The 24988-nt window shown below is 67.9% G+C and carries 23 protein-coding genes; 3 read left to right on the top strand and 20 right to left on the bottom strand.

The window, feature by feature from the left end:
- Window positions 1–43 precede the first annotated feature (43 nt).
- From AC1DXX_RS19940 to AC1DXX_RS20015, 16 genes are all read right to left on the bottom strand, one after another.
- The gene (locus AC1DXX_RS19940) at window positions 44–493 is read right to left on the bottom strand and encodes a hypothetical protein (RefSeq protein WP_478135938.1); all 450 of its coding nucleotides are present in this window, start codon (window positions 491–493) and stop codon (window positions 44–46) included.
- A gap of 84 nt (window positions 494–577) precedes the next feature.
- Window positions 578–1138, bottom strand: a complete 561-nt coding sequence (locus AC1DXX_RS19945; protein WP_478135939.1) for a methyltransferase family protein — start codon at window positions 1136–1138, stop codon at window positions 578–580.
- A 30-nt stretch (window positions 1139–1168) separates the two neighbouring features.
- Window positions 1169–1927, bottom strand: a complete 759-nt coding sequence (locus tag AC1DXX_RS19950; protein ID WP_478135940.1) for an SDR family NAD(P)-dependent oxidoreductase — start codon at window positions 1925–1927, stop codon at window positions 1169–1171.
- Complete coding sequence (paaZ, locus tag AC1DXX_RS19955) at window positions 1927–3978, bottom strand: phenylacetic acid degradation bifunctional protein PaaZ (RefSeq protein ID WP_478135941.1); 2052 nt, start codon at window positions 3976–3978, stop codon at window positions 1927–1929. The genes AC1DXX_RS19950 and paaZ overlap by 1 nt, the downstream gene beginning before the upstream one ends.
- An 18-nt stretch (window positions 3979–3996) precedes the next feature.
- Window positions 3997–4746: an ABC transporter ATP-binding protein gene (locus AC1DXX_RS19960; protein WP_478135942.1), complete on the bottom strand. Its 750-nt coding sequence runs from the start codon at window positions 4744–4746 to the stop codon at window positions 3997–3999.
- Between the two features lie 59 nt (window positions 4747–4805).
- Window positions 4806–6707 (bottom strand): branched-chain amino acid ABC transporter ATP-binding protein/permease, encoded by a 1902-nt coding sequence (locus AC1DXX_RS19965; protein WP_478135943.1) that lies wholly within the window; start codon window positions 6705–6707, stop codon window positions 4806–4808.
- A complete protein-coding gene (locus AC1DXX_RS19970; RefSeq protein WP_478135944.1) occupies window positions 6704–7732 on the bottom strand; it encodes a branched-chain amino acid ABC transporter permease in 1029 nt (342 codons plus the stop codon). Before AC1DXX_RS19970 ends, AC1DXX_RS19965 begins: the two co-directional genes overlap by 4 nt.
- A gap of 142 nt (window positions 7733–7874) precedes the next feature.
- Complete coding sequence (locus AC1DXX_RS19975; protein WP_478135945.1) at window positions 7875–9020, bottom strand: ABC transporter substrate-binding protein; 1146 nt, start codon at window positions 9018–9020, stop codon at window positions 7875–7877.
- Window positions 9021–9055: 35 nt separating this feature from the next.
- Window positions 9056–10141, bottom strand: coding sequence for a 1,2-phenylacetyl-CoA epoxidase subunit PaaE (gene paaE / locus AC1DXX_RS19980; protein ID WP_478135946.1), 1086 nt, complete (start codon window positions 10139–10141; stop codon window positions 9056–9058).
- Window positions 10142–10144: 3 nt separating this feature from the next.
- A complete protein-coding gene (gene paaD, locus AC1DXX_RS19985; protein WP_478135947.1) occupies window positions 10145–10672 on the bottom strand; it encodes a 1,2-phenylacetyl-CoA epoxidase subunit PaaD in 528 nt (175 codons plus the stop codon).
- The gene (gene paaC / locus AC1DXX_RS19990; RefSeq protein ID WP_478135948.1) at window positions 10669–11448 is read right to left on the bottom strand and encodes a 1,2-phenylacetyl-CoA epoxidase subunit PaaC; all 780 of its coding nucleotides are present in this window, start codon (window positions 11446–11448) and stop codon (window positions 10669–10671) included. The genes paaD and paaC overlap by 4 nt, the downstream gene beginning before the upstream one ends.
- Before the next feature lie 373 nt (window positions 11449–11821).
- On the bottom strand, window positions 11822–12118 hold the full coding sequence (gene paaB / locus AC1DXX_RS19995; RefSeq protein ID WP_478135949.1) for a 1,2-phenylacetyl-CoA epoxidase subunit PaaB: 297 nt from the start codon (window positions 12116–12118) through the stop codon (window positions 11822–11824).
- Window positions 12115–13128: a 1,2-phenylacetyl-CoA epoxidase subunit PaaA gene (gene paaA, locus AC1DXX_RS20000; RefSeq protein WP_478135950.1), complete on the bottom strand. Its 1014-nt coding sequence runs from the start codon at window positions 13126–13128 to the stop codon at window positions 12115–12117. Before paaA ends, paaB begins: the two co-directional genes overlap by 4 nt.
- A gap of 39 nt (window positions 13129–13167) precedes the next feature.
- Window positions 13168–14484: a phenylacetate--CoA ligase PaaK gene (paaK, locus tag AC1DXX_RS20005; RefSeq protein ID WP_478135951.1), complete on the bottom strand. Its 1317-nt coding sequence runs from the start codon at window positions 14482–14484 to the stop codon at window positions 13168–13170.
- Window positions 14485–14497: 13 nt separating this feature from the next.
- Window positions 14498–14941, bottom strand: a complete 444-nt coding sequence (gene paaI, locus AC1DXX_RS20010; RefSeq protein WP_478135952.1) for a hydroxyphenylacetyl-CoA thioesterase PaaI — start codon at window positions 14939–14941, stop codon at window positions 14498–14500.
- Between the two features lie 355 nt (window positions 14942–15296).
- Window positions 15297–16100: an enoyl-CoA hydratase-related protein gene (locus AC1DXX_RS20015; protein WP_478135953.1), complete on the bottom strand. Its 804-nt coding sequence runs from the start codon at window positions 16098–16100 to the stop codon at window positions 15297–15299.
- A gap of 145 nt (window positions 16101–16245) precedes the next feature.
- Between AC1DXX_RS20015 and paaY the strand changes: the two genes are divergently transcribed.
- Entirely contained in the window at window positions 16246–16848 is a 603-nt protein-coding gene (gene paaY, locus AC1DXX_RS20020) for a phenylacetic acid degradation protein PaaY (protein WP_478135954.1), read from the top strand.
- A gap of 65 nt (window positions 16849–16913) precedes the next feature.
- The gene (locus AC1DXX_RS20025; protein WP_478135955.1) at window positions 16914–17567 is read left to right on the top strand and encodes a TetR/AcrR family transcriptional regulator; all 654 of its coding nucleotides are present in this window, start codon (window positions 16914–16916) and stop codon (window positions 17565–17567) included.
- 106 nt (window positions 17568–17673) lie between these two features.
- Here the strand turns inward: AC1DXX_RS20025 and AC1DXX_RS20030 are convergent, their stop codons facing one another.
- Window positions 17674–18195: an Lrp/AsnC family transcriptional regulator gene (locus AC1DXX_RS20030; protein ID WP_478135956.1), complete on the bottom strand. Its 522-nt coding sequence runs from the start codon at window positions 18193–18195 to the stop codon at window positions 17674–17676.
- A 92-nt stretch (window positions 18196–18287) separates the two neighbouring features.
- On the opposite strand from AC1DXX_RS20030, the gene AC1DXX_RS20035 reads away from it, so the two are divergent.
- Window positions 18288–21911 (top strand): indolepyruvate ferredoxin oxidoreductase family protein, encoded by a 3624-nt coding sequence (locus AC1DXX_RS20035; RefSeq protein ID WP_478135957.1) that lies wholly within the window; start codon window positions 18288–18290, stop codon window positions 21909–21911.
- A 39-nt stretch (window positions 21912–21950) separates the two neighbouring features.
- On the opposite strand, the gene AC1DXX_RS20040 is transcribed toward AC1DXX_RS20035, so the two are convergent.
- Genes AC1DXX_RS20040 through AC1DXX_RS20050 form a run of 3 tightly spaced genes read right to left on the bottom strand, consistent with a single transcriptional unit; the run spans window position 21951 to window position 24968 of the window.
- The gene (locus AC1DXX_RS20040; RefSeq protein ID WP_478135958.1) at window positions 21951–22988 is read right to left on the bottom strand and encodes a VWA domain-containing protein; all 1038 of its coding nucleotides are present in this window, start codon (window positions 22986–22988) and stop codon (window positions 21951–21953) included.
- Window positions 22985–23974, bottom strand: coding sequence for a DUF58 domain-containing protein (locus tag AC1DXX_RS20045; RefSeq protein WP_478135959.1), 990 nt, complete (start codon window positions 23972–23974; stop codon window positions 22985–22987). The genes AC1DXX_RS20040 and AC1DXX_RS20045 overlap by 4 nt, the downstream gene beginning before the upstream one ends.
- Window positions 23955–24968, bottom strand: coding sequence for an AAA family ATPase (locus AC1DXX_RS20050; RefSeq protein ID WP_478135960.1), 1014 nt, complete (start codon window positions 24966–24968; stop codon window positions 23955–23957). The genes AC1DXX_RS20045 and AC1DXX_RS20050 overlap by 20 nt, the downstream gene beginning before the upstream one ends.
- Between the last annotated feature and the right edge of the window lie 20 nt (window positions 24969–24988).

Raw genomic sequence — 24988 nt, forward strand, 5'->3', positions numbered from 1 at the left:
GCGCAAGGCGCAGCGGGAGGCTCGACGCGCAGGGCGCCGCATCTCAGGTCCCCGAAGGCGGGGCGGTCGTCGGCGGCAGTCGCCGCCAGGGTTCCGTGGGGGGCGGCGCGCCGCTGTGGTGCGGCACGCGCTCGGGCGCTGCACGCTCGACCGGCGCGGTCGGCCGGACCAGCACCACGGCCAGCGGCAGCAGCGCGAGCACCATGGCCAGGAGGTTGTCGAGTGCAAGGCCCAGGGCGTTGGGGAGGTCGATGCTCGCGGCGGTCTGGGCGAAAAGCGTGGTCTCGCGGTCGGCGGGGTGGTCGGCGCGATTGTCCGCTTCGAACTGCGTGGTTTCGCTCGCGCTGCGCACCCTCAGTGCCGGTTCGTCTTCCAGGCCGTCGCACCGGAAGTGGACCGCAATGAAAGGCAGCAGAAGAATCAGCAGGATGCCCGCCACGCACCATGCCGTGTGGTGCGCTTCGGCGAATTGGCGGATGCGGGCGAGCAGCATGCGCGGATGCTAGGTCGCACGTGTGAACGGAACCTGAGCGGGCTCGTCAGCGTCCCGCAAGGTAGCGCGTGGCGCGGCGCAGGGTTAGAGCACGAAAGGGATGAAGCGCCGGGTGCCGCGCATGTACTCGCGGTAGGCGTCGCCGAAGTGCGCGAGGCATTCCTTCTCGTCGCGCAATGCCGTGAGGAACAGCAGCAGCGTGGCCGCCAGCACCAGCGCCAGGGTGAGCCAGGTGAACTGCTTGAGGAAGGCGCCCCAGGCCAGCAGCATCAGCGCGGTGTACATCGGGTGGCGGATGTAGCGGAAGGCGCCGGTGGTCACGAGCGACGAGGTCTTCTCGAAGCCGAACAGGGCGGGGTCGTCATTGCGCGCATTGGTCGGCTTGCCCTGCGTCTTGAGCCGCCGCACCGCGTGGATCGGCAGCCAGATCGACAGCGCAAGGAACACGCAGGAGAGCAACTGCGTCACGGAGAACGGATCGACATGCCAAACGGGAAGGTTCACCAGTATCAGCACCAGCATGCATTCCCACGCGAAGAAGCGGTAGAAGCCGTGCGAGCCGGGCTGCCGCAGCGGACCGCGCGAGACGTACAGCAGTGCGGCCGTGCCGACGACAAAAAGGAAGATCTGGAACCAGACAAGCATGGCGGCCGAATTTACACGGGCCGCATGGCTTCAGCCAGCGATCGAAAAACCGCCGTCGACCGGAATGGCGGTGCCGGTCACGTAGTCGGAAGCTGCGCTTGCGAGAAACACCGCGGTGCCGGCGATGTCGGCCGGCCGGCCCCAGCGGCCGGCAGCGGCGCGGGCCACCACGCGGTCGTAGAGGCCGAGAATCTGGTTGCGGGCGCCGTCGGTCAGCTCGGTTTCGAACCAGCCGGGCAGGATCGCGTTCACCTGGATGTTGTCGGCCGCCCACGAGAGCGCGGTCGACTTGGTGAGCTGAACGATGCCTGCCTTGCTCGCGGCGTAGGCCGGCGCATAGGGCGCGCCGAAGATCGACATCATCGAGCCGATGTTGATGATCTTGCCGCCGCCTGCGCGCTGAAGGTGAGGGTACGCCGCACGGCTGCACAGGAAGGCGCTGGTGAGGTTGGTGTTCAGCACCAGGTGCCATTCGTCCAGCGCGAGCTGGTCGACGGGCTTGCGCACCGTGGTGCCGGCGTTGTTGACGAGGATGTCGAGCCGGCCGCAGCGCATCGCCGCTTCGTCGACCGCCTTCTGCACCGAGGCCTCGTTGCTGACATCGACTTCGAGCGCGAAGCTGTCGCTGCCCAGTGCCTTCAACACCTCGACCGCGGCGGCCGACTTCTGCGTGTTGCGCGCGGCGATCACGACGCGGGCGCCGGCCCTCGCGAGGCCCTCTGCCATGCCGAGGCCGATGCCGCCATTGCCGCCGGTGACGAGCGCTGTTTTTCCCGTGAGATCGAACATCAGGTGGTGTGGGGTTTCTTGGCGACGAGGGTCAGGATATCGTAGCTCGCGACGAGCTCGCCGTCCTGGTTCGTCACCTCGACATCCCAGGCCACCACGCCCTGGCCCCGGCCGCTCGCATCCTTGCGGTTGCGGTCGATCTTGCGCTTGCAGGTCAGGCGCGCCTGGATGGTGTCGCCGATGCCCACGGGCTTGACGAAGCGCAGCGTGTCGAGGCCGTAGTTGGCGAGCACCGGACCGGGCGACGGCGACACGAACAGGCCCGCGGCTGCGGACAGCACGAAGTAGCCATGCGCGATGCGCTTGCCGAAGGGCGACTCCTTCGCCGCCACCTCGTCGAAGTGCATGTAGAAATAGTCGCCCGAGATGCCGCCGAAAGCCACGATGTCGGCCTCGCCGACCGTGCGGCGGTGCGTGAGCAGCGAATCGCCGATCTGCAGTTCCTCGAAATGGCGGCGGAAGGGATGCACCTCGCTTTCGCGCACGGCCGCACCGCGCACATGCTCGCCGGTGATGGCCGCCAGCATGGTGGGCGAGCCCTGCACCGCGGCGCGCTGCAGGTAGTGCTTCACGGCACGCAGGCCGCCGAGTTCCTCGCCGCCGCCCGCGCGGCCGGGGCCGCCGTGCTTGAGCTGCGGCAGCGGCGAGCCGTGGCCGGTCGATTCGGCGGCGGCCTCGCGGTCGAGCACCAGCAGGCGGCCGTGYCAGGCGGCGGCCACCGGAATGGCCTTGGCCGCGATCGCCGGGTCGCGCGTGACCAGCGTGCCGACGAGGCTGCCGCGGCCGCGTGCGGCCAGCGCCAGCGCTTCGTCGATGCCGTCGTACGGCATCAGCGTGCTGACGGGGCCGAAGGCCTCCACGTCGTGCGCGGCATCGTGTTCGAGGGGCTTGCGGCTCAGCAGCAGCGTGGGCGCGAAGAAGGCGCCTTCGGCCACGCCGTCGCCCACGGGCGAGAAGCCGTCGCGCTCGCCGTAGACCAGCTCGGCACCTTGCAGCAGCGTGGCGACGCGCTCGGCCACGTCGGCCTTCTGTGCATGCGATGCGAGGGCGCCCATGCGCACCTCCTCGCGCGACGGATCGCCGATGACGGTTTTGGCGAGCCGCGCGCGCAGGCGCTCGGCAACGGCGTCGAGGTGCCGGCGCGGCACGATCGCGCGGCGGATGGCGGTGCACTTCTGGCCGGCCTTGGTGGTCATTTCGCGCGCCACTTCCTTCACGAAGAGATCGAACTCCTCGTCATCGGGCGTTACGTCCGGCGCGAGGATCGCGCAGTTGAGCGAGTCGGCCTCGGCGTTGAACGGGATCGACTGGCGCACGAGGTTCGGGTGCACGCGCAGCCTGGCCGCCGTGTCGGCCGAGCCGGTGAAGGTGACCACGTCCGGCCCTTCGAGCCGGTCGAGCAGATCGCCCGTGCCGCCGATCACCAGCTGCAGGCTGCCTTCGGGCAGGATGCCCGACTGCACGATGAGCCGGACCAGCGCCTCGGTGAGGTAGCTGGTGGCCGTGGCCGGCTTGCCGATGCAGGGCATGCCCGCGAGAAAGCTGGGCGCGAACTTCTCGAGCAGGCCCCACACCGGGAAGTTGAAGGCGTTGATGTGCACCGCCACGCCGCCGCGCGGCACCAGGATGTGCGTGCCCGCGAAGCAGCCTTTCTTGCCGAGCGGGAAGGCCGGGCCTTCATGCACGAGGTTGCCAGAGGGCAATTCGTTGGTGCCGATGCCGGCATAGGCGCTCAGGGTGCCGGCGCCGCCTTCGATGTCGATCCAGCTGTCGGCGCGGGTCGCGCCGGTGTGGGCGGAGATCGCGTAGAGCGTTTCCTTGTTTGCGGCGAGGAACTTGGCCAGGGCCTTCAGGCGTTCCGAGCGCTGCTGGAAGTCGAGCGCCATCAGCGCGGGCAGGCCGACGCGGCGCGCATGGTTCAGTGCCTCGGCGAAGTCGATGGCCTCGGCGTGCGTGCTGGCCACGGCCTGGCCGTTGACGGCGCTGCGCAACTGCTGCGCGGCCTGCTGGCCGATCCAGCGGCCGGCGATGTAGCTTTGAAGGGTGGTCATGGGAGTCCTCGTTCGTGTTCAGGCGGCGGCGGCTTCGGCGCTCCGGTTGCCGATGCCCAGGTAGGTGTCGATGATTCGCTGGTCGTTCAGCAGTTCGCGGGCATTGCCGTCGAGCGCCACGGCGCCCATTTCGAGCACGTAGGCGCGGTCGGCCACCTGCAGCGCGGCGCGCGCGTTCTGCTCCACCAGCAGCACCGAGACGCCGTGGCTGCGGAGTTGCGAGACCACGCGCAGCACTTCGCGCACCACCAGCGGCGCGAGGCCCAGCGAAGGTTCGTCGAGCATCAGCAGGCGGGGCCGCGCCATCAGCGCGCGGCCGATGGCCAGCATCTGGCGCTCGCCGCCGGAGAGCGTCGAGGCCATCTGCGGTTGCCGTTCGCGCAGCCGGGGAAAGATCTCGAACACTTCTTCCATGCGCGCGCGCTGGTCGCGCTTGCCCTTGCGCCACTGGTAAAAGCCGCCGAGCAGCAGGTTGTCTTCGACCGACATCTCGCCGAACAGCTCGCGCCGCTCGGGCACCAGCGCCACGCCGCGCGCCACCATGGTTTCGACACCCGGGCGGGCGATGCGCTCGCCATGCAGCGTGAGGCGGCCGGTGGAGGGCAACAGGCCCATGGCCGCGCACAGCAGCGTGGTCTTGCCGGCGCCGTTGGGGCCGATCACGGTGACGATCTCGCCTTCGTTCACATGCAGCTGCACGCTGTGCACCGCCTCGACGRTGCGGTAGGCGACGCAGAAGTCTTCGAGTTGGAGGATGGGCTGAGACATCGAATAACCTCCGCCTTCGGCTACGGTTCGAGCTTGCTTGGGGCGGCCCGGCGCGGCGCTCATCGTGCGTCCTCCAGCAGTTCGTCGTCGGCGCCGCCGAGGTAGGCCTCGAGCACGCGCGGGTTGGCCTGCACTTCGGCGGGCGTGCCGGTGGCGATGACGGTGCCGAACTCCAGCACCGTGATGCGGTCGGCGAGGTTCATCACGAACTCCATGTCGTGCTCCACCACGAGGATGCCGAGGCCTTCGGCGCGCAGCTGGCTCAGCAGCACGGAGAGGGCCCGCTTTTCGAGGTGGCGCAGGCCGGCGGCGGGTTCGTCGAGCAGCAGCACCGAAGGCTGGCCGGCGAGGGCGCGTGCGATCTCGACCACGCGCTGCTGGCCGAGCGAGAGCGAAGCTGCCGGCGTATCGGCATGCGCGCCGAGGCCGCAGCGTTCGATCTGGCGGCGGGCTTCGGCCATCAGCGCGGCCTCTTCGGCGCGGTCCAGCCGCAGCATCGCGGCGATCCAGCCGCGCCTGGCGCGCAGGTGGGCGCCGAGCGCGACGTTCTCGACCACGCTGCGCTGTCCGAGCAGGCGCACGTGCTGGAAGGTGCGGCCCAGGCCCAGTGCGGCGAAAGCACGCGAAGGCCTGGTGGCCATCGATTGGCCGGAGAGCCGCACTTCACCCGAGGTCGGATCGTCGACGCCCGAGATCATGTTGAAGAAGGTGCTCTTGCCGGCCCCGTTCGGGCCGATCAGCGCATGGATCTCGCCGGCCTTCAGTGTCATCGAGATGGCGTTGTTGGCAACGAGGCCGCCGAAACGCTTGCTCACATCGCTGGCCTGGAGCAGCAGTTCACCGGTTGCCGGCAGGGTGCGCTGCGCCAGCTGCGCGGGGGCGGTCTTCGATGCGGCGGGCGCTGCCTTCCGGGCATCGTTGCGCACCCAGCGGTTCGTCAGCCGCGCCAGCGTGGGCCAGAGGCCGTCTGCAAAGCGCTGCAGCACGAAGAGCATCAGCAGGCCGAACACGATCACTTCGAAGTTGCCGCTGGTGCCCAGCAGGGCCGGCAGCACGTCCTGCAGCTTTTCCTTCAGCAGCGTGATGAGCGAAGCGCCGAGCAGCGCGCCCCACAGATGCCCCGCGCCGCCGACCACCGCCATGAACAGCAGCTCGATGCCGATGTTCAGGTTGAAAGGCGTCGGGTTCACGAAGCGCTGCAGGTGCGCGTAGAGCCAGCCCGATACGGCCGCCAGCAGCGCGGCCAGCACGAAGAGCTTGATGCGGTGGCGGGCCGTGTCCACGCCCATCGACTCGGCCATCAGCCGTCCGCCCTTGAGCGCGCGGATGGCGCGGCCTTCGCGCGAGTCGAGCAGGTTGTGAAGCGCCCACAGCGCGAGCAGCAGCACTGCCCAGATCACCACGCCCAGCGCGCGCGGCGTGGCGAGAGAAACGCCAGCCACCACCAGCGGCGGCACGCCGGTGATGCCGGTTTGCCCACCCAGGAACTCCATGTTGCCGAACAGGTAGTAGAGGCCGAGGCCCCAGGCGATGGTGCACAGCGGCAGGTAGTGGCCCTGCAGCTTGAGGGTGACCGAGCCCAGCGCCCAGGCCAGTGCGAAGGTGAACACGAGGCCGAGCAGCAGGCCGGCCCAGGGCAGCAGCGCGGGGCTCACCGCGCCGCCCAGCCACGCAGCGGCCGTGGGCGAGGTGCAGATCCATGCGGTGGCATAGGCGCCCATGCCGACGAAGGCAGCCTGGCCGAAGGAGGTCATGCCGCCCACGCCGGTCAGCATCACCAGCCCGGCCGCGACCAGCGCATAGAGGCCGATGTTGCTGAGGACCGAGACGGTGAACTCGGGCAGGAAGCCCCAGGCCAGCGCGAGCGCGACCACGAGGACCAGCGTGAGCTGGCGCGGCGTGACCAGCGGCTTGCCGGCGGGCGGCGCGTTGACGGCCATGGGGTTCGAAGGCGAGCTCATTCCTCGTCCTCCACATGGTGGCTGTGCAGCGAACGCCACCACAGCACGGGAATGATCAAGGTGAAGACCAGCACTTCCTTGAACGGGCTGGCCCAGAAGGAGGCGAAGGCTTCGAGCTGGCCGACCAGCAGTGCGCCGGCCAGCGCCAGCGGGTAGCTTGCGAGCCCGCCGACGATGGCCGCGACGAAGCCCTTGAGGCCGATCAGGAAGCCGGTGTCGTAGTACACGGTGGTGATCGGTGCGATCAGCAGGCCCGACACCGCGCCGATCAGCGCCGCGAGCGCAAAGCTGAGGTCGCCCGACAGCTCGGTCGGAATGCCCGAGAGCCGCGCACCCACGCGGTTGATGGCGGTGGCGCGCAGTGCCTTGCCGACCATCGAGCGGCCGAAGAACAGGAACATGGCGATCACCAGCAGCAGCGTGACGCCGACGACCACCAGCGACTGCCCGCTGACCGGGATGCCGCCGATGTCGAAGCGCGCTTCCGAGAAAGCCGTGGTGCGCGAACCCTCGGCGCCGAAGAACAGCAGGCCCAGCCCGACCAGCACGCCATGCAGCGCGACCGAGACGATCAGCAGCATCAGCACGCTGGCATCCGCCAGCGGCCGGTAGGCCAGCCGGTAGAGCAGGGGACCGAGCGGCATGATCAGCACCAGCGTGGCGAGCGTCTGCCCGGTCATCGACGTGGGCTTGAGCAGGAGCACCAGCGCGGCGGCCGCCAGCGGCAACACCACGCACCACGCGAGCGCAGAGGCCCAGTCGACCACCGCGCCGCGCTTCCAGCGCCAGAACTCGACCACCAGCACCATCGCCGCGAGCGCGAGCAGCAGCCACAGCGTGGCCGGTACGCGGCCGGCCTGCAGCATCGCCATCGAGAGGGCCCCGAAGGCGACGAACTCGCCTTGGGGAATGAAGATGACGCGCGTGACGGAGAACACCAGCACCAGCGCGAGCGCCATCAATCCATAGACGGCACCGTTCACGATGCCGTCCTGCCCCAACAACAGGGCGATCTGCGAATCCATATGACAACAGCCTTCGGGCGGCGCCCGTTAGTCAGATCGGGAACACCGAGGAACCGGCTTTGCCGGGCCTCCGGTGTTGCCCCCGGCAGGGGGTAGGAGAAGCGACACGAAGTGCGCGAAGCCTGGGGGTGAGCCCAATTTTTCAGGGTTGATACTTCCAGGCACCGTTTTCGATCTTGACCATCACGCGGGCGCGCTGGTCCAAACCGAGGTGGTCCTTTTCCGTCATGCTGAAAACGCCGTGCGCACCCGACACTTCCTTGACCTGCTCGAGCGCATCGCGCAGCGCGGCGCGGAACTCGGGCGTTCCGGGCTGCGCCTTCTTGAGCGCGACCGGTACGGCCGACGTCATCAGCAGGCCTGCATCCCACGCGTGCCCGCCGAAGGTGGACACCGAGTTCTTGCCGTTCGCGGCTTCGTAGGCGGTCACGTAGGCCATCGCCGACTTCTTCACCGGGTGGCCGGCCGGCAATTGCTCGGCCACCAGCACGGGGCCGGCCGGCAGGAAGGTGCCTTCCACGTCCTTGCCGCCGACGCGCAGGAAGTCGGCATTCGCCACGCCGTGCGTCTGGTACATCTTGCCGGTGTAGCCGCGCTCCTTCAGCGTCTTCTGCGGCAGCGCGGCCGGCGTGCCCGAGCCCGCGACCAGCACGGCGTCGGCCTTGGCGGCCATGATCTTCAGGGCCTGGCCGGTCACGGAGGTGTCGGTGCGCGCATAGCGCTCGTTGGCCACGATCTTGAGCTTCTTCAGTTCCGCCGCCTTGGCGAATTCTTGCGACCAGCCTTCGCCGTAGGCATCGGCGAAGCCGATGAAGGCCACCGTCTTCACGCCGTTGGCGGCCATGTGCTCGGCAATGGCGAGCGACATCATGATGTCGTTCTGCGGCGTCTTGAAGACCCACTGTTTCTTGGCGTCCATCGGCTCGATGATGCGGGCCGACGCGGCGATGGAGATCATCGGCGTCTTGGCTTCGCTCACCACGTCGATCATGGCGAGCGAGTTGGGCGTGGTGGTGGAGCCCAGCACGATGTCGACCTTGTTCTCGGCGATCAGCTTGCGGGCGTTGGCCACGGCCGCCGTGGTGTCGGAGGCGTCGTCCAGCACGATGTAGTTGATCTTCTGGCCGCCGATGGTCTTGGGCATCAGGGAGATGGTGTTCTTCTCGGGAATGCCGAGCGAGGCGGCCGGGCCGGTGGCCGACAGCGTCACGCCGACATTGACGTCGGCCCAGGCCGCGGCGGCGGTGGCGCAGAGCGCGGCGATCAGCAGGGGCTTGAAGAATTTCATTTTGGTTTGTCTCCGGTTGAAAAATCGTTGAGGTGTCAGCGCTCGTCGAAGGACAGCGTGACACGTTCTGTGAGAGGGTGGGCCTGGCAGGTCAGCACGAATCCCGCGGCTACTTCATTCTTGTCGAGCGCGAAGTTTCTTTCCATGCGGACTTCCCCCTCCACCAGCTTGGCGCGGCAGGTGCCGCACACGCCGGAGGTGCACGAGAACGGCACTTCGAGGCCGGCCGCCGACGCCGCATCGAGGATGCTCGGCTGTCCTTCGGTGAAGGTGATCTCGCGCTGCAGGCCGTCGCGTACGATGGTGATGCGTGCCTGCTTGGCGTCGCCGGGCAGGGCCTCGTGCACCACCGCGCCGACCTGGCTGGCCGAAGGCAGCGCGACGCCGAAGCGCTCGATGTGGATGCGTTCCTCGGGCACGCCGGCGGCGAGCAGCGCGGCCTCGGCCTCGTCGTTCATCTGGAACGGGCCGCAGATGTAGACGTGGTCGATGCCGGCGGCCGGCACCAGCGTGTTCAGGAACTCGCCGATCTTCTCGCGGTTCATCACGCCGTAGCCCAGCAGCGAATCGGTGTGCTCGTCGGAGAACACATGCTGCAGCACGAGGCGCGTCATGTAGCGGTTCTTCAGGTCCTCGATCTCTTCCTTGAACATCGTGGACTGGAGCTGGCGGTTGCCGTAGATCAGCGTGAAGCGGCTCTGCGGCTCGCGTGCCAGCACCGTCTTCATGATCGACAGGATCGGCGTGATGCCGCTGCCGCCCGCAATGCCCACATGATGGCGTGCGGAAGCCGGCTCGATGGGAACGAAGAAGCGGCCTTGCGGCGCCATGACCTGCACCGTATCGCCGGGCTGCAGGTGCGCGTTGATCCAGTTGGAGAACACGCCGCCCTGTACCTTGCGCACGCCGACGCGCAGCTCGCCGTCGTCGAGGCCGGCACAGATCGAGTACGACCGGCGCAGGTCCTGGCCGTCGATGTCGCGGCGCAATGTGAGGTACTGGCCCTGCGTGAAGCCGAAGACTTCCCGCAACTCGGGTGGCACCTCGAACGAGACGACGACGGCCTCCGAGGTGTCGGACTCGACAGCCTTCACGCGCAGGGAGTGGAAGAGGGTGCTCATCGCTTAGATCGGCTTGAAGTGTTCGAAGGGCTCGCGGCAGGTCATGCAGCGATACAGGGCCTTGCAGGCGGTGGAGCCGAAGGCCGACAGCCGCTCGGTGCGCTCGCTCGCGCAGCGCGGGCAGGCGATGCGTTCGCCGGCCATGCGGCCGAAGAGGCGGATGGGCATCGCGGTGTTGGAAGCCATCTCGGGCGTGAGATGGGCCGGCGGTGCGATGCCGTAGGCCTTGAGCTTGACGCGGCCTTCCTCGCTGATCCAGTCGCTGCTCCAGGCCGGCGCGCGGCGCAAGGTGGCGCGTGCGCGGCCAAGCCCGGCGGATTCGATGGCCGCGAGCACGTCATGCTCGATGGCCTCGGTCGCGGGGCAGCCCGAGTAGGTGGGCGTGAGCACGATCTCCAGCCCGTCGTCATGCGCGATCACCTCGCGCACGATGCCGAGGTCGCAGACCGACACGGCCGGCACCTCGGGGTCGAGCACCGTGTGCAGCACGGCCCATGCCGCATCGACGCGCGACGCCAGCACGTTGTTCACCACACGCCTCCCGGGTAGGAACGCTGCAGGTGCTGCATCTCGGTGAGGATGTAGCCCATGTGCTCGCTGTGCACGCCCTGCTTGCCGGTGCTGCGGAAGGCGGCTTCCTTCGGCATCGCGAGGCCGGCGGCATCGAGCACCTGCTGCATCTCGGCCAGCCAGGGTTCCCGCAATTCGCTCCAGGCGGGACCGAGGCCGCTGGCGCTGGCTTCCGCATCCACCGCATCGCTCTCGAACAGCTCGGGTACGTAGAGCCAGAGTTGCTTCAATGCTTTCTCGGTGCGGCGGCGTGATTCTTCGGTGCCGTCGCCGAGCCGCACGACCCAGTCGCCCGAGTGCTGCTTGTGGTAGCGCGCTTCCTTCACGGCCTTGCCGGCGATGGCGGCCACTTCGGTGTCGCTCGACGTGGTGAGGCGCTGCCACAGCAGCTTGAGCAGCGTGGCGACCATGGTGTTGCGCAGCACGGCAAAGGCGAAATCGCCGCGCGGCAATTCGACCAGCGTGAGGTTGAAGTAGTCGCGTTCGTCGCGCAGGTAGGCGAGCTGGTCCTCGTCGTGCTCGCGGCCGGCGCCTTCGAGCTTGCCGGCATGCGTGAGCAGCGCGCGCGCCTGGCCCACGAGGTCGAGCGCGATGTTGGTCATCGCGATGTCTTCTTCCAGCACGGGTGCGTGGCCACACCATTCACCCAGGCGCTGTGCGAGCACCAGGCTGGTGTCGGCTATGCGCAGCAGGTATTGCACGGCGGGCGTGCGGTTCAGTTCGATCGATGCTTGCATTTCAGTGACTCCAACGCGCGTTGTGTTGCGGGTTGCTTGTGTTCGTGGGCTGTTGTTCGGGGCGTGTGCACAGGACACCGGGTACTCCCCTCCGCGAATGTCCCCCGCTTCGCTCCTCCTTTATTTCGCTGCGGGGAGCACCCGGTGCCCTGTGCACGATGGGCGCGGCTCTCGTGCCGGCCGATCAACCAGTGCTCTGAGCGATCACGCCGATGGTGTGCTCTGCGCAGCGAAATAAAGGAGGAGGCCTGCGGCCCTAGGCCGCGCCGGGGGACATTCGCGGAGCAGAGCACACCGTCGGCGTGAGCGCGCCCTGAACGACGCACCTCAAACACAAAGCGACGAAGAGAAAAGCAAGGCTTCATCTTGGTTTCTACATGTGGTCGACCGACTTGGGCAGCGCGTAGAAGGTGGGGTGGCGGTACACCTTGTCCTCCGCGGGATCGAAGTACATGTCCTTGTCCCCCGGATCGCTCGCCACGATCTGCTCGGAGCGCACCACCCAGATGCTGCTGCCTTCCTGGCGGCGCGTGTACACATCGCGCGCCATCTGGATCGCCATCTTCGAATCGGCGGCGTGCAGGCTGCCGCAGTGCTTGTGGTCGAGCCCGGCCTTGCTGCGAACGAACACTTCCCACAGGGGCCACTCTTGCTGGGTATCGGCGCTCATGCGGCCTCCTTCATTGGTTGCTTGCTGGCGTGGGCCATCGCGGCTTCGCGGACCCATGCGCCTTCTTCCCAGGCGTCGACGCGGGCCTGCAGCCGTTCGCGGTTGCAGGGGCCGTCGCCGCCGATCACGCGCCAGAACTCGCTCCAGTCGATGGCGCCGAAGTCGTGCGCCTGGCGCTCTTCGTTCCACTTCAGGTCGGGGTCGGGCAGCGTCACGCCGAGGATGCGCGCCTGCTCGACGGCGGCGTCGATGAACTTCTGGCGCAGCTCGTCGTTGCTGAAGCGCTTGATGCCCCAGCGCATCGACTGCGCCGAGTTGGGCGACTGGTCGTCCGGCGGGCCGAACATCATGATCGAGGGCCACCACCAGCGATTGACCGCGTCCTGCACCATCGCCTTCTGCGCCTCGGTGCCGTGGGTCATCATGGTCAGCAGCGCCTCGTAGCCCTGGCGCTGGTGAAAGCTCTCCTCGCGGCAGATGCGGATCATGGCGCGCGCATACGGCGCGTACGAGCAGCGGCAGATCGGCACCTGGTTCATGATGGCCGCGCCATCGACCAGCCAGCCGATGGTGCCCATGTCGGCCCAGGTCAGCGTGGGGTAGTTGAAGATCGAGCTGTACTTGGCCTTGCCGCTGTGCAGCGCGTCGAACATCTGGTCGCGCGAGGTGCCCAGCGTTTCGGCGGCGGCATACAGGTAGAGCCCGTGGCCGCCTTCGTCCTGCACCTTGGCCAGCAGGATGGCCTTGCGCTTGAGCGTGGGCGCGCGGCCGATCCAGTTGCCTTCGGGCAGCATGCCGACGATCTCCGAATGCGCATGCTGGCTGATCTGCCGCACCAGCGTCTTGCGGTAGTGCTCGGGCATCCAGTCCTTCGCCTCGATGAAGTCGCCGGCGTCGATGTGCGCGTCGAAGCGCTCCTCGAGCCGCATTTCCTCGGCAGAGCGCACGGCTTTCTTCTTCTTGTCGTCGCCTGCGTCCTTGCCCATGGTGTCCATGGCCTGGGTGTACATGTGCGTGTCCTTTGCAAAGAGGGTTGAAGCGGCGCGCGCTCAGCGCGGCCGGGTGTCGACGACGCGCCGGGCCTTGCCGGTCTGCGTGCGTTCGATGGAATCGGGGTCGAACACGCGCACCGTGGTCGAGATGCCGACCAGCGTCTTCACGCGGTCCTGCACCCAGGCGGCGATGGCCCTGCGTTCGGCTTCGTCGATGGCGGCGTTGCGGTGATCGAGTTCGCAGTGCACCTCGACCTCGTCGAGCAGGCCGTCGCGGCGCACATGCACCTGGTAGAGGCCCGAGAGGCGTTCGTGCGCGAGCACGATTTCTTCCACCTGCGTGGGGAAGACGTTGACGCCGCGGATGATCATCATGTCGTCGCTGCGTCCGACGATCTTGCCCATGCGACGGAAAGCGCGCGAGGTCGGCGGCAACAGGCGCGTGAGGTCGCGCGTGCGGTAACGGACGATGGGCATGGCCTCCTTGCTGAGCGAGGTGAAGACCAGTTCGCCTTCTTCGCCGTCGGCCTTCAGTTCGCCGGTGTCGGGGTCGATGATCTCGGGGTAGAAGTGGTCTTCCCAGATCACGGGGCCGTCCTTGCTCTCGACGCATTCGCTGGCGACGCCCGGACCCATCACTTCGGAGAGGCCGTAGATGTCGACCGCGTCGATGCCGGCCTTGCCTTCGATGTCGCGGCGCATGGCTTCGGTCCACGGCTCGGCGCCGAAGATGCCGATCTTGAGCGAGCTGTCTTTCGCATCGAGGCCCTGGCGCTCGAACTGTTCGATGATCACCTGCATGTAGCTGGGCGTGACCATGATGATGTCGGGCTTGAAGTCCTGGATCAGCTGCACCTGCTTCTCGGTCTGGCCTCCGGACATCGGGATGACGGTGCAGCCCGCGCGCTCGGCGCCGTAGTGTGCGCCGAGGCCGCCGGTGAAGAGGCCGTAGCCATAGGCCACGTGGACCATGTCGCCGGCCCGTCCACCTGCTGCCCGGATCGAGCGCGCGACGAGGTTGGCCCAGGTGTCGATGTCCTTCAGCGTGTAGCCGACCACGGTCGGCTTGCCGGTGGTGCCCGAGGACGCATGGATGCGCGCGACCTGCGTGCGCGGCACGGCGAACATGCCGAAGGGGTAGTTGTCGCGCAGGTCGGTCTTCACGGTGAACGGGAATTTCGACAGGTCGGCGAGCGACTTCAAATCGTCGGGATGCACGCCCTTGGCATCGAAGGCCTTCCGGTAGTGCGGCACGTTGTCGTAGGCACGCTGCAGCGTGGCGCGCAGGCGGGTGAGCTGCAGTGCGGTGATCTCGTCGCGGCTCGCGGTTTCGATGGGATCGAGTTCGCCGGGGGCGGGATGTCTGGCTGTCATGGCGTTTGTCTCCTCAGGCGGCCACGGCGGGGCGGCCCTTGGCGGTGTAGGAGCGGCCGCGGAAGATCGCGATGCGCTCGCCGCGCTGGTTGGTGATTTCGGTGTCGTACACGCCGGTGCGGCCGGCTTTCGAAACCTCGAAGCAACGCGCCGTGAGCACGTCGCCTTCGCGCGCCGGTGCGATGAAGTCGATCGAGAAGCCCGAGGCCACGGTCAGCTCGTTGTACGAGTTGCAGGCGAAGGCGAAGGTCGAGTCGGCCAGCGTGGCCATGAAGCCGCCGTGGCAGATGGCGTGGCCGTTGAGCATCTCGGGGCGCACGCGCATCTCGACGGTGGCCTGGCCGGGGCCGACCTCGACGATGCGCATGCCCAGGCCCTTGGAGGCGTTGTCGTTCGCGAACATGCCGTCGCGGACGTACTCGGCCGTCTGCTGGGGGGTGCGGGTGATGTCGGTCATTCTGGTTTTCCGGCTGTCTTGCTTTTGGGGTGCTGTTGTTCAGGGCTCTGTTGTTCAGGGCGCGAGCACAGGCCACCGGGTACTCCCCTCCGCGAATGTCCCCCGCTTCGCTCCTCCTTTATTTCGCTGCGGGGAGCACCCGGTGCCCTGTGCGCGATGGACGCAGCGCTTGTGCGAGCCGATCAACCAGTGCTCTGAGCGATCACGCCGATGGTGTGCTCTGCGCAGCGAAATAAAGGAGGAGGCCTGCGGCCCTAGGCCGCGCCGGGGGACATTCGCTTCGCCGCGCACACCGTCGGCGTGAGCGCGCCCTGAATGACCCATACCGCGACGAACAGAAAGGCAAGGCTTCATCTCAGCGGTCCTTGAACACCGGCGTGCGCTTGGAACGGAAAGCTTCGACACCTTCGCGGTAGTCGTTGGCGTTGCCCATGTCGCGTTGGATGCGGGCTTCTTCGGCGAGTGCCGCATCGAGGTCCATGTCTTGCGCTGCGGCCATGGCCTGCCGGGTGGCGACGAGGGCACGGGTCGGCATGGTGGACAGCTTCAGGGCGAGTGCCGCAGCCGTTTCGGCCAGCGCCGCGTCGTCCACGCACTGCCAGATCAGGCCGATGCGTGCCGCTTCCTCGGCCGGCAGCTTGTCGCCCAGCATCGCGATGCCCAGCGCGCGCGCCGAGCCCACGAGCCGCGGCAGCAGCCAGGTGCCGCCGGTGTCGGGCACGAGGCCGATCCGGGTGAAGGCCTGGATGAAGCTGGCCGAGCGTGCGGCCACGACGAGGTCGCAGCACAGTGCGAGGTTGGCGCCCGCTCCGGCGGCAACGCCGTTCACGGCTGCAATCACCGGCACCGGCATCGAGCGCAGGCGTGCCACCAGCGGGGCGTACCAGGTGGAGATGACATGGCCCAGGTCCTTGGGCGCAGCACCGGGCGTGGGGTCGGGGGCGACCGAGGGATCGGCCAGGTCCTGCCCGGCGCAGAAGGCGCGGCCGGCGCCCGTGAGCACCAGGCAGCGCACGCTGTCGTCCTGCGCGGCGAGGTCCAGCGCAGCCATCAGTTCGGCATGCAGTTCGGTCGTGAAGCTGTTGAGCGCCGCGGGGCGGTTGAGGCTCAGCGTGCGCGTGGCGCCGGCATTGCTGGTGAGAACTAAAGGTTCTGGCATGGACTCGTCTCTCATCCTTGTGTGGGGGTGAATCGGCTCGCAAACACTATTGACCGACCGTTCGGTTGATTTTAGGATCGACCCTCATTCCGGCACAAGCGGGTTGATTCAGGGCAAACCCTGAGTCCCGCCAAAAGGAGACTGAATGCCCAGCTATTCCATCGACGGCGTGATTCCTGTCGTCGACCCGAGCGCGTACGTGCACCCCAGCGCCGTATTGATCGGCGACGTGATCGTCGGCCCCCGCTGCTATGTCGGCCCCTGCGCCAGCCTGCGCGGCGACTTCGGCCGCATCGTGCTGGAGGAAGGCTCCAACGTGCAGGACCACTGCTGCATCCACGGCTTTCCGGACCACGACACGGTCGTCGAGGTCAACGGCCACATCGGCCACGGCGCGATCCTGCACAGCTGCATCGTGCGGCGCGATGCGCTGGTGGGCATGAATGCAGTGGTGATGGACGAGGCCGAGATCGGCGAGAAGGCCATCGTCGCGGCCTGCGCCTTCGTGCCCGCCGGCATGAAGGTGCCGGCGCGTTCCCTGGTGGCGGGCATTCCGGCGAAGGTGAAGCGCGAACTCAGCGACGAAGAGATCGCCTGGAAGCTCGAAGGCACGCACACCTACCAGGCGCTGACGGTGCGAAGCCTCGAAAGCCTTCGCGAGGTCGCGCCGCTCGCCGAGGTGGAGGCCGAGCGCCCGCGCCTGCCGGCGACCGATGTGCGCTCGCTGATCGCCACGCGGCGCGGATAGCCTCCGGTCCGCTTCATGCAAGATCGCGCGTTGCCCTCAACCGCTCAATCCAGGAACAAGACCCGATGCCGCGTGGAAGATCCGCCACCTACGACGACCAGCGCGAACTGATCCTCGCGCAGGCCGCCCAGCTGTTCGCCCGCCGGGGCTACCCCGCCACCTCGATGAACCAGGTGGCCGAGGCCTGCAATCTCTCGAAGGCCACGCTCTATCACTACTACAAGGACAAGGGCAGCCTGCTGATCAGCATCGCCGAGACGCACGTGTCGAAGCTGGCGGCGCTGGTGGCCGAGGAAGAGGCCTCGCCCCACACCGACGAGGAGCGGCTGCGCCGCTTCATCTACCGCATCGTCGAGGAATACGCGGGCGCGCAGGACGCGCACCGCGTGCTGACCGACGATGTGCGCTTTCTCGAAGAGGAAGACCGCGAACGCGTGCTCGACAAGGAGCGCGAGGTGGTGGCGGGCTTTGCGCGCGCGGTGTCGGCCCTGCGCCCCGGCGCACCGAGCGACGACCTGGCCAAGCCGCTGACCATGCTGCTGTTCGGCATGATCAACTGGATGTTCACCTGGATGAAGCCCGACGGGCGGCTCGACCACGCGGCGATTGCGCCGATCGTGGCGGACCTGTTTTTAGGTGGCGTCGGCGCGGTCAAGGCGCCGGATTACGCGGCGATCAAGGCGCACGCTGCTCAGGCCGCCCAGGTGGTCGCCAGGTAGCGCGCCGCCGGCTTGCTGCTTTGCGCGTTCGAGGTTTGCGCCACGGGGGCGAGCGTCGAAGCACCGGCGTTGTTGACGAGCAGGGTGATCGCGGGGTCGGTGGGGTCTACGCGCGCCGCGGTCTGGCCACGCCGGGCTTCGCGGGCAGCAGGTGCCCCAGCGGCAGCGCCACCTCCGACTTGATCTCGCGCAGCACGATGCTCGAGCGCACGTGCGTCACGCCCGGCAGGCTGAAAAGCACTTCGTGCAGAAAACGCTCGTAGTGCTTCATGTCCGGCACGGTCACGTTCAGGATGTAGTCCGCCGGCCCGGTGGCCGACACGCAGCGGATGATCTGCGGGCTCGCCGCCACGGCCTCCTCGAAGCGCTGGACCATCGATTCACTGTGGCGGTCGAGGTTGACTTCCGCCACCGCCGACACGTGCAGGCCCACCCGCTCGGGATCGACCAGGGTGGTGTAGCCGCGGATCACGCCGGCGGCTTCCATGTCCTTGATGCGCTTCCAGCAGGGCGTGGCCGAGAGGCCGACAGCCTCGGAGATCTGCTGCACGGTCTGGCGTCCGTCGTGTTGCAACGCAGAAAGAATCTTGAGGCAATGCTCGTCCAGAGGAGAGGAATCAACGTTCATCGCGATTTCCGAGAAGATTATTCTTCAAACAAGGGTCTGCGCCAGTGTATTGAAGAAACACTTCCTCGGGGTGCGGCAGAACAATTCCGGGCATGAACGCCCCACACACAACGACCGCACTGCGACGGCCCGGCTACCAGCTTTCCGACAACCTCTGGGCCGATGCCGGTTCGATCTTCATCACCGGCACGCAGGCCCTTGTTCGCGTGCTGGCGATGCAGGGCCAGCGCGACGCGGCACGCGGCCTGCACACGCAGGGCTTCGTCAGCGGCTACCGCGGCTCGCCGCTGGGCATGGTCGACCAGGCCATCTGGAAGGCTGGCGAGCGCTTCAGGCAAACGGGCATCCGCTTCGTGCCGGCCGTGAACGAGGAGCTTGCGGCCACGCAGGTGCTGGGCACGCAGCGGGTGGAGTCCGACACCGAGCGCACCGTCGATGGCGTGTACGCCATGTGGTACGGCAAGGGTCCGGGCGTGGACCGTGCGGGCGACGCGCTCAAGCACGGCAATGCCTACGGTTCGTCGCCGCACGGCGGCGTGCTGGTGGTGGCGGGCGACGACCACGGCTGCGTGTCGTCGTCGATGCCGCACCAGAGCGACCACGCCTTCATGGCCTGGCGCATGCCCGTGATGCAACCCGCTAGCGTGACCGAATACCTGGAGTTCGGCTTGTACGGGTACGAACTGTCGCGCTATTCGGGCGCTTGGGTCGGCATGGCGGCGCTGTCTGAAATCGTGGAGAGCGCCGGCACCGTGGATCTGGACGCGGTCAACGCGCGCGTCGCGGCCTGGGAAGACGCCGACGCCGTGCGCGCCGTCACCGGCCACAGCGCACCGCCCGACGGCCTGCATTACCGCTGGCCCGACCTGCCTTCGCTGCGCATCGAGTCGCGGCTCGAAGACAAGCTCGCGGCCGTGGCCGCCTTCACGCAGCGCAACAGCATCGACCGGCACGTCATCGTGAGCCCGCATGCCAAGGTGGGCATCGTCACCTGCGGCAAGGCGCACCACGATCTGATGGAAGTGCTGCGCCGGCTCGATCTCTCGCCCGAGCAACTCGCGCGCGCCGGTGTGCGCCTGTACAAGGTGGGCCTGAGCTTTCCGCTCGAGCAGACGCGCCTGAAGGCCTTTGCGCAGGGGCTTGGCGAAATCCTGGTGGTGGAAGAGAAGGGCGCAGTCGTCGAGACGCAGCTGCGCGACATCTTCTACAACGCGCCCGCCGATGCGCGCCCCGTGCTCGTGGGCAAGCACGACCGCGAGGGCCGGCCGCTGGTGTCGGCGCTGGGCGAACTGCGCCCCTCGCGCCTCATCGAGCTGGTGGCCCACTGGCTGGCCGCGCACTTCCCCGACAACCACGACCTGGGCGACCACCTGCAGCATGTGCGCGACTTCACGCAGCCCGAGCTGTTGGGCAACGCGAGCGACGCCGTCAAGCGCCTGCCGTACTTCTGTGCCGGCTGCCCGCACAACACCAGCACCCAAGTGCCCGACGGCTCCACCGCGCGCGCCGGCATCGGCTGCCACTTCATGGCCAACTGGATGGACCGCAGCACCGCGGGGCTCATACAGATGGGTGGCGAGGGCGTCGACTGGATCTCGCACGCCATGTTCACGAAGACGCCGCACGTGTTCCAGAACCTGGGCGACGGCACCTATTACCACTCGGGCTACCTCGCGATCCGCCAGGCCGTGGCCGCCAAGGCCACGCTCACCTACAAGATCCTGTTCAACGACGCGGTGGCCATGACCGGCGGCCAGCCGGTCGACGGCGTCATCAGCGTGGACGCCATCGCGCGGCAGGTCGAGTCCGAAGGCGTCAGCAAGGTCGTGGTCGTGAGCGATGCGATCGACAAGTACGACGAGATCAAGAGTCGTTTTCCGCAAGGCACCGAGTTCCACGACCGCGCTGCGCTCGACGAGGTGCAGCGCCGCCTGCGCGAGATGCCCGGCGTCACCGTGCTGATCTACGAGCAGACCTGTGCCGCCGAGAAGCGCCGCCGCCGCAAGAAGGGCGAGTTGGCCGACCCGCCCAAGCGCCTGTTCATCAACGAGGCGGTGTGCGAAGGCTGCGGCGACTGCACGGTACAGAGCAACTGCGTGGCCGTGCTGCCGCACGAAACCCCCATGGGGCGCAAACGCAAGATCGACCAGACCAGCTGCAACAAGGATTACTCCTGCGCCAAGGGCTTCTGCCCCAGCTTCGTGGGCGTGACCGGCGGCAAGCTGCGGCGCAAGAGCGGTGCATTGGCCGCGGGGCGCGAGGCGTTCCTGCGCAGCGTGGCCGCGTTGCCGCATCCCGCGGCGCATGCATGGACCGGCCCCTACGACCTGCTGGTGACGGGCGTGGGCGGCACCGGCGTGGTGACGGTCGGCGCGGTGATCGCGATGGCTGCGCACCTCGAAGGCAAATCGGCCAGCGTGCTCGATTTCATGGGCTTCGCGCAAAAGGGCGGCTCGGTGCTGAGTTTCGTACGGCTGGCCGACGTGCCCGAGCGACTGAACCAGGTGCGCATCGACACGCAGCAGGCCGACGCCATCCTGGCCTGCGACGTCGTCGTCGGCGCCTCGGCCGACGCGTTGCAGACGGTGCGGCACGGCCGCACGCGCGTGCTCGCGAACATCCACGAGATTCCGGTCGCCGAGTCGCTGCGCAACCCCGATGCCGAGCTGCATGTGAACCTGCTGCTCGAGAAGATGCGCTTCGTTGCCGGCGATGCGCAGGTCGAGACCTTCGACGCGCAAAGCCTGGCCGAGGAGTTTTTGGGCGACACGCTCGCGGCGAACATCGTGGCGGCCGGCTATGCGTGGCAGCGCGGCCTGGTGCCGCTGAGCCTGGAGGCGCTGATGCACGCCATCGAACTCAACGGCGTGGCCGTGGCGGCCAACCAGTCGGCGTTTTCGCTCGGGCGGCTCGCCGCGGGCGACGCCGGTGCGCTGGACGCGCTGCGCGCCGCGCCGGCGCTGTCTGCCGCGCAGCACGCCGACGCACACCAGATCGACGAGCGCCCGCTCGAAACCGTGCTGGCCGAGGCGCGCCGCCATCTCGTCGGGTACCAGAACGCCGCCTGGGCGGACCGCTTCGAAACCCGCATCCGCGCCCTGTCGACGCGCGAGGCGGCATTGCCTGGCGGCGACGTGCGCCTGCCTTTCACGCGCAATGCGGCGCGCAGCCTGCTGAAGCTCATGAGCTACAAGGACGAGTACGAGGTGGCGCGCCTGTACACCGACGGCGCGTTCCTGGCGAAGCTGCAGGATCAGTTCGAAGGCGAGCTGAAGCTCGAATTCCACATGGCCCCGCCGTTCCTGGYGCGCCCCCGCCACGGGCAGGCGCCTGTCAAGGTCCGGCTCGGTGCGTGGATGCTGCCGGCCATGAAGTGGCTGGCCCATGGAAAGCGGCTGCGCGGTACGGCATTCGATCTGTTCGGCCACACCGCAGAGCGGCGCACCGAACGCGCGCTGATCGACCATTTTGAGGGCTTGCTCGCAGGCATGTCCGCCGAATTGACGGCCGACAATCAACCGACTGCCGCGCGCGTGGCGGCGCTGCCGTTGTCGATCCGCGGCTTTGGCCACGTGAAGCTTGCGAACCTCGAGGTCGCCCGGCTGCGGGAAGTGGAGCTGCTGCACCGCTTCGCGCCGTCACGCTATCCGAAGCCGGCGCATGCACCGAACGCAGGACAGATTCGCGGCATCGCGATCGTGACCGGCGCGCGATAGCTTTCGTGCGCGGCAGAACGACGCGAAGCGAGGGCGCTCCTAGAGGATGCGGTTGAACCAGAGCAGCGAGAGCCCCGCCGACAGCAGTGTGAGCACGGCCGCGCCGAGCGCGAACAGCGCCGAGATCTCGGTTTCCTTCTTCTCCACGGTGAGCTTGGAGCTCAGCGTTTCGTAGACCTTCTTCAGGTCGCTTGCGGTGCCCGCGTAGAAGTACTCGGCATTCGTCTTGTTGGCGATGGCCTTGAGCGTTTCCTCGTCGAGCCGCACGCGCATCGACCAGCCTTCGAAGCCGATGGTCTCGCCGTCGACGGTGCCCACGCCCACGGTGTAGATGCGCACGCCGCGGTCGGCCGCAGCCTTGGCCGCGTCGAGCGGATCGACACCGGTGGTGCGCTGGCCGTCGGTCAGCATGATGATCGCGGCCGAGGTGTAGGAGCCGGGTGCGACGGGCGTGAACTCCTTGGCCTGCTTTTCGTTCTGGTCGATCGGCATGCCGCGCTGGCGGCTCGGCGCGCTGAACTGCGAGATGTCGATGCCCGCGTCGGGGAACAGCGTGGCGAGAGACACCACGATCGCGTTGCCGGTGGCGGTGGCGCGCTGCAGCTGGAAGCTGTCGATGGCGGTCACCAGGTCGTCGTGGTTGGTGGTGGGAAGCTGCGCCACCTGCGCGCTGCCCGCGAAGGCGACGATGCCCACCTTCACATGGCGCGGCAGGTCCTTGATGAAGCTCTTGGCCGCCTCCTGCGCCGCCACCAGCCGGTTGGGCAGCACGTCGGCTGCGCGCATGCTGCCCGACACGTCCATCGCGAGGATGATGGTCTGCTGGTTCGACGGCAGCATCACCACCGCCATCGGCCGCGCCGCAGCCACCAGCATCGCGGCCATGGCCAGCAGGAACAGGAAGGGCGGAATGTGGCGCCGCACGCTCTGGCCGGTGCCCATGGCTTCGCGCACGATCGACAGGCTGGCATAGCGCACCGCCAGCTTCTTCTTGCGGCGGATCAGCCAGAGGTAGAGCAACACCAGCAGCGGCAAGGCCGCCAGCAGCCAGAGGAATTGAGGCCAGAGAAATGTCATGCTGCCACCGCCTTCACACTGCCCGTGCCGATGCGCGTGCGGCGCTTGCGCATGTCGGCAAAACGAACGATGGCTTCGACCAGGTCGTCGTTGGTCGAAAGCTCGAGGGCATCGACGCCGGCCTTGGCGAGCGAAGCGCGAAGCGTCGCCTCGCGTTCGGCGGCCAGGCGCGCAAAGCGCTTGCGGAAGCCGGCATCGTGGGTGTCGACCCAGAGCTGCTCGCCCGTCTCGGCATCGCGCAGGGGCACCAGGCCGAGGTCGGGCAGTTCGAGTTCGAGCGGGTCGAACAGGCGCACGGCAACCACTTCGTGCCGCTGCACCAGCTGGCCCAGCGGGCGTTCCCAGCCAGGCTCGCTCAGGAAGTCGGACACCACGAACACGGTGGAGCGGCGCGGCATCAGCGTGGCAGCGGATTTCAGCAGGCTGTCGAGGCGGGTCATGCCCTTCTGGGTGGGGGCGGCTTCCGCCTTGTCGGCACGGCGTTCCATGGCATGCAACAGGTGCAGCACGTGGCGCCGGCCGCTGCGCGGCGGAATCACGGCTTCGAGGTCGCTGCCGTAGACCAGTGCGCCGACCCGGTTGCCGTGCCGCGTGAGCAGGCGCGCCAATACGCCGACGAAGCCGGCCGAAATCTCGCGCTTGGCCCGCAGGCCCGAGCCGAAGTCGACCGAGCGGCTCAGGTCGAGCACGAACCAGGCGGCCATCTCGCGGTCTTCGGTGAAGACGCGCACATGCGGCGTCTGCAGGCGGGCGGTGACGTTCCAGTCGATGTGGCGCACGTCGTCGTGGTGCTGGTACTCGCGCAGGTCGGCCAGGTCGAGGCCGGTGCCGCGCATCAGCGTGCGGTAGTCGCCCTGCAGCAGGCCGTCGAGGCGGCGGATCACGGTCCATTCGAGCCGGCGCAGCGCGCGCTCCGCCCCACCGGCTTCGGCGACGAGCCGTTCGTCGTTCGCGGCCGCAGGGGCCTTACGCCACCAGCTTTTCATGTTCGAGCGGTTTGGGGGGGGCGGGAACGGCCCGCATGATTTTCTCGACCAGTCCGTCGGGTGTGAGGCCTTCGGACAGACCTTCGTAGGAAAGCGTCACGCGGTGGCGCAGCACGTCGGGCACCAGCGCCGTCATGTCTTCCGGCAGTGCGTAGCTGCGGCCGCGCAGCAGCGCCAAGGCGCGTGCGCCCTCGGTCAGGCTGATGCTCGCGCGCGGGCTGGCGCCGAAGGTGATGAAGCGGCGCAGATCCTTGAGGCCATGTTTCTCGGGCGTGCGCGTGGCCGAGACGAGCTTGACCGCGTACTGGATCAGCGACGGATCGACATACACGCGCCGTGCTTCGGCCTGCAGCTCCGCGAGCTGCTCGGTGGTCGCCACCGGGGTGGCGGCCACCGGCGGGCCGATCACGCGCTGGACGATCACGAACTCTTCCTCGTCGCTCGGGTAGTCGACCAGCACCTTCATCATGAAGCGGTCGACCTGCGCCTCGGGCAGCGGATAGGTGCCTTCGGTCTCGATGGGGTTCTGCGTCGCCATCACGAGGAAGGGGCGCGGCACCCTGTGCGTTTCGCCGGCGATGGTGACCTGGCGCTCCTGCATCACCTCGAGCAGCGCGCTCTGCACCTTGGCCGGGGCGCGGTTGATTTCGTCGGCCAGCAGCAGGTTGGCGAAAACCGGGCCGAGCGAGGTGCTGAACTCGCCGGTCTTCTGGTTGTAGATGCGCGTGCCCACCAGGTCGGCCGGCACCAGGTCGGGCGTGAACTGGATGCGCTTGAACTGGCCGCGCACGGTGTCGGCCAGGGTCTTGATGGTGAGCGTCTTCGCCAGCCCCGGTACGCCTTCGACCAGCAGGTGCCCGCCTGCGAGCATCCCGACCATCACGCGCTCGAGAAAGCGGTCCTGGCCCACGACCACGCGCTTCACCTCGTAGAGGATCTGCTCCATCAGATCGGCCGTGGCGGCGGGCGTCGAGAAGGTGGTCTCTGTGCTCATGCGAAGGGCTTTCGAAAGAA

Source organism: Variovorax sp. P4_B10 (assembly GCF_056402375.1).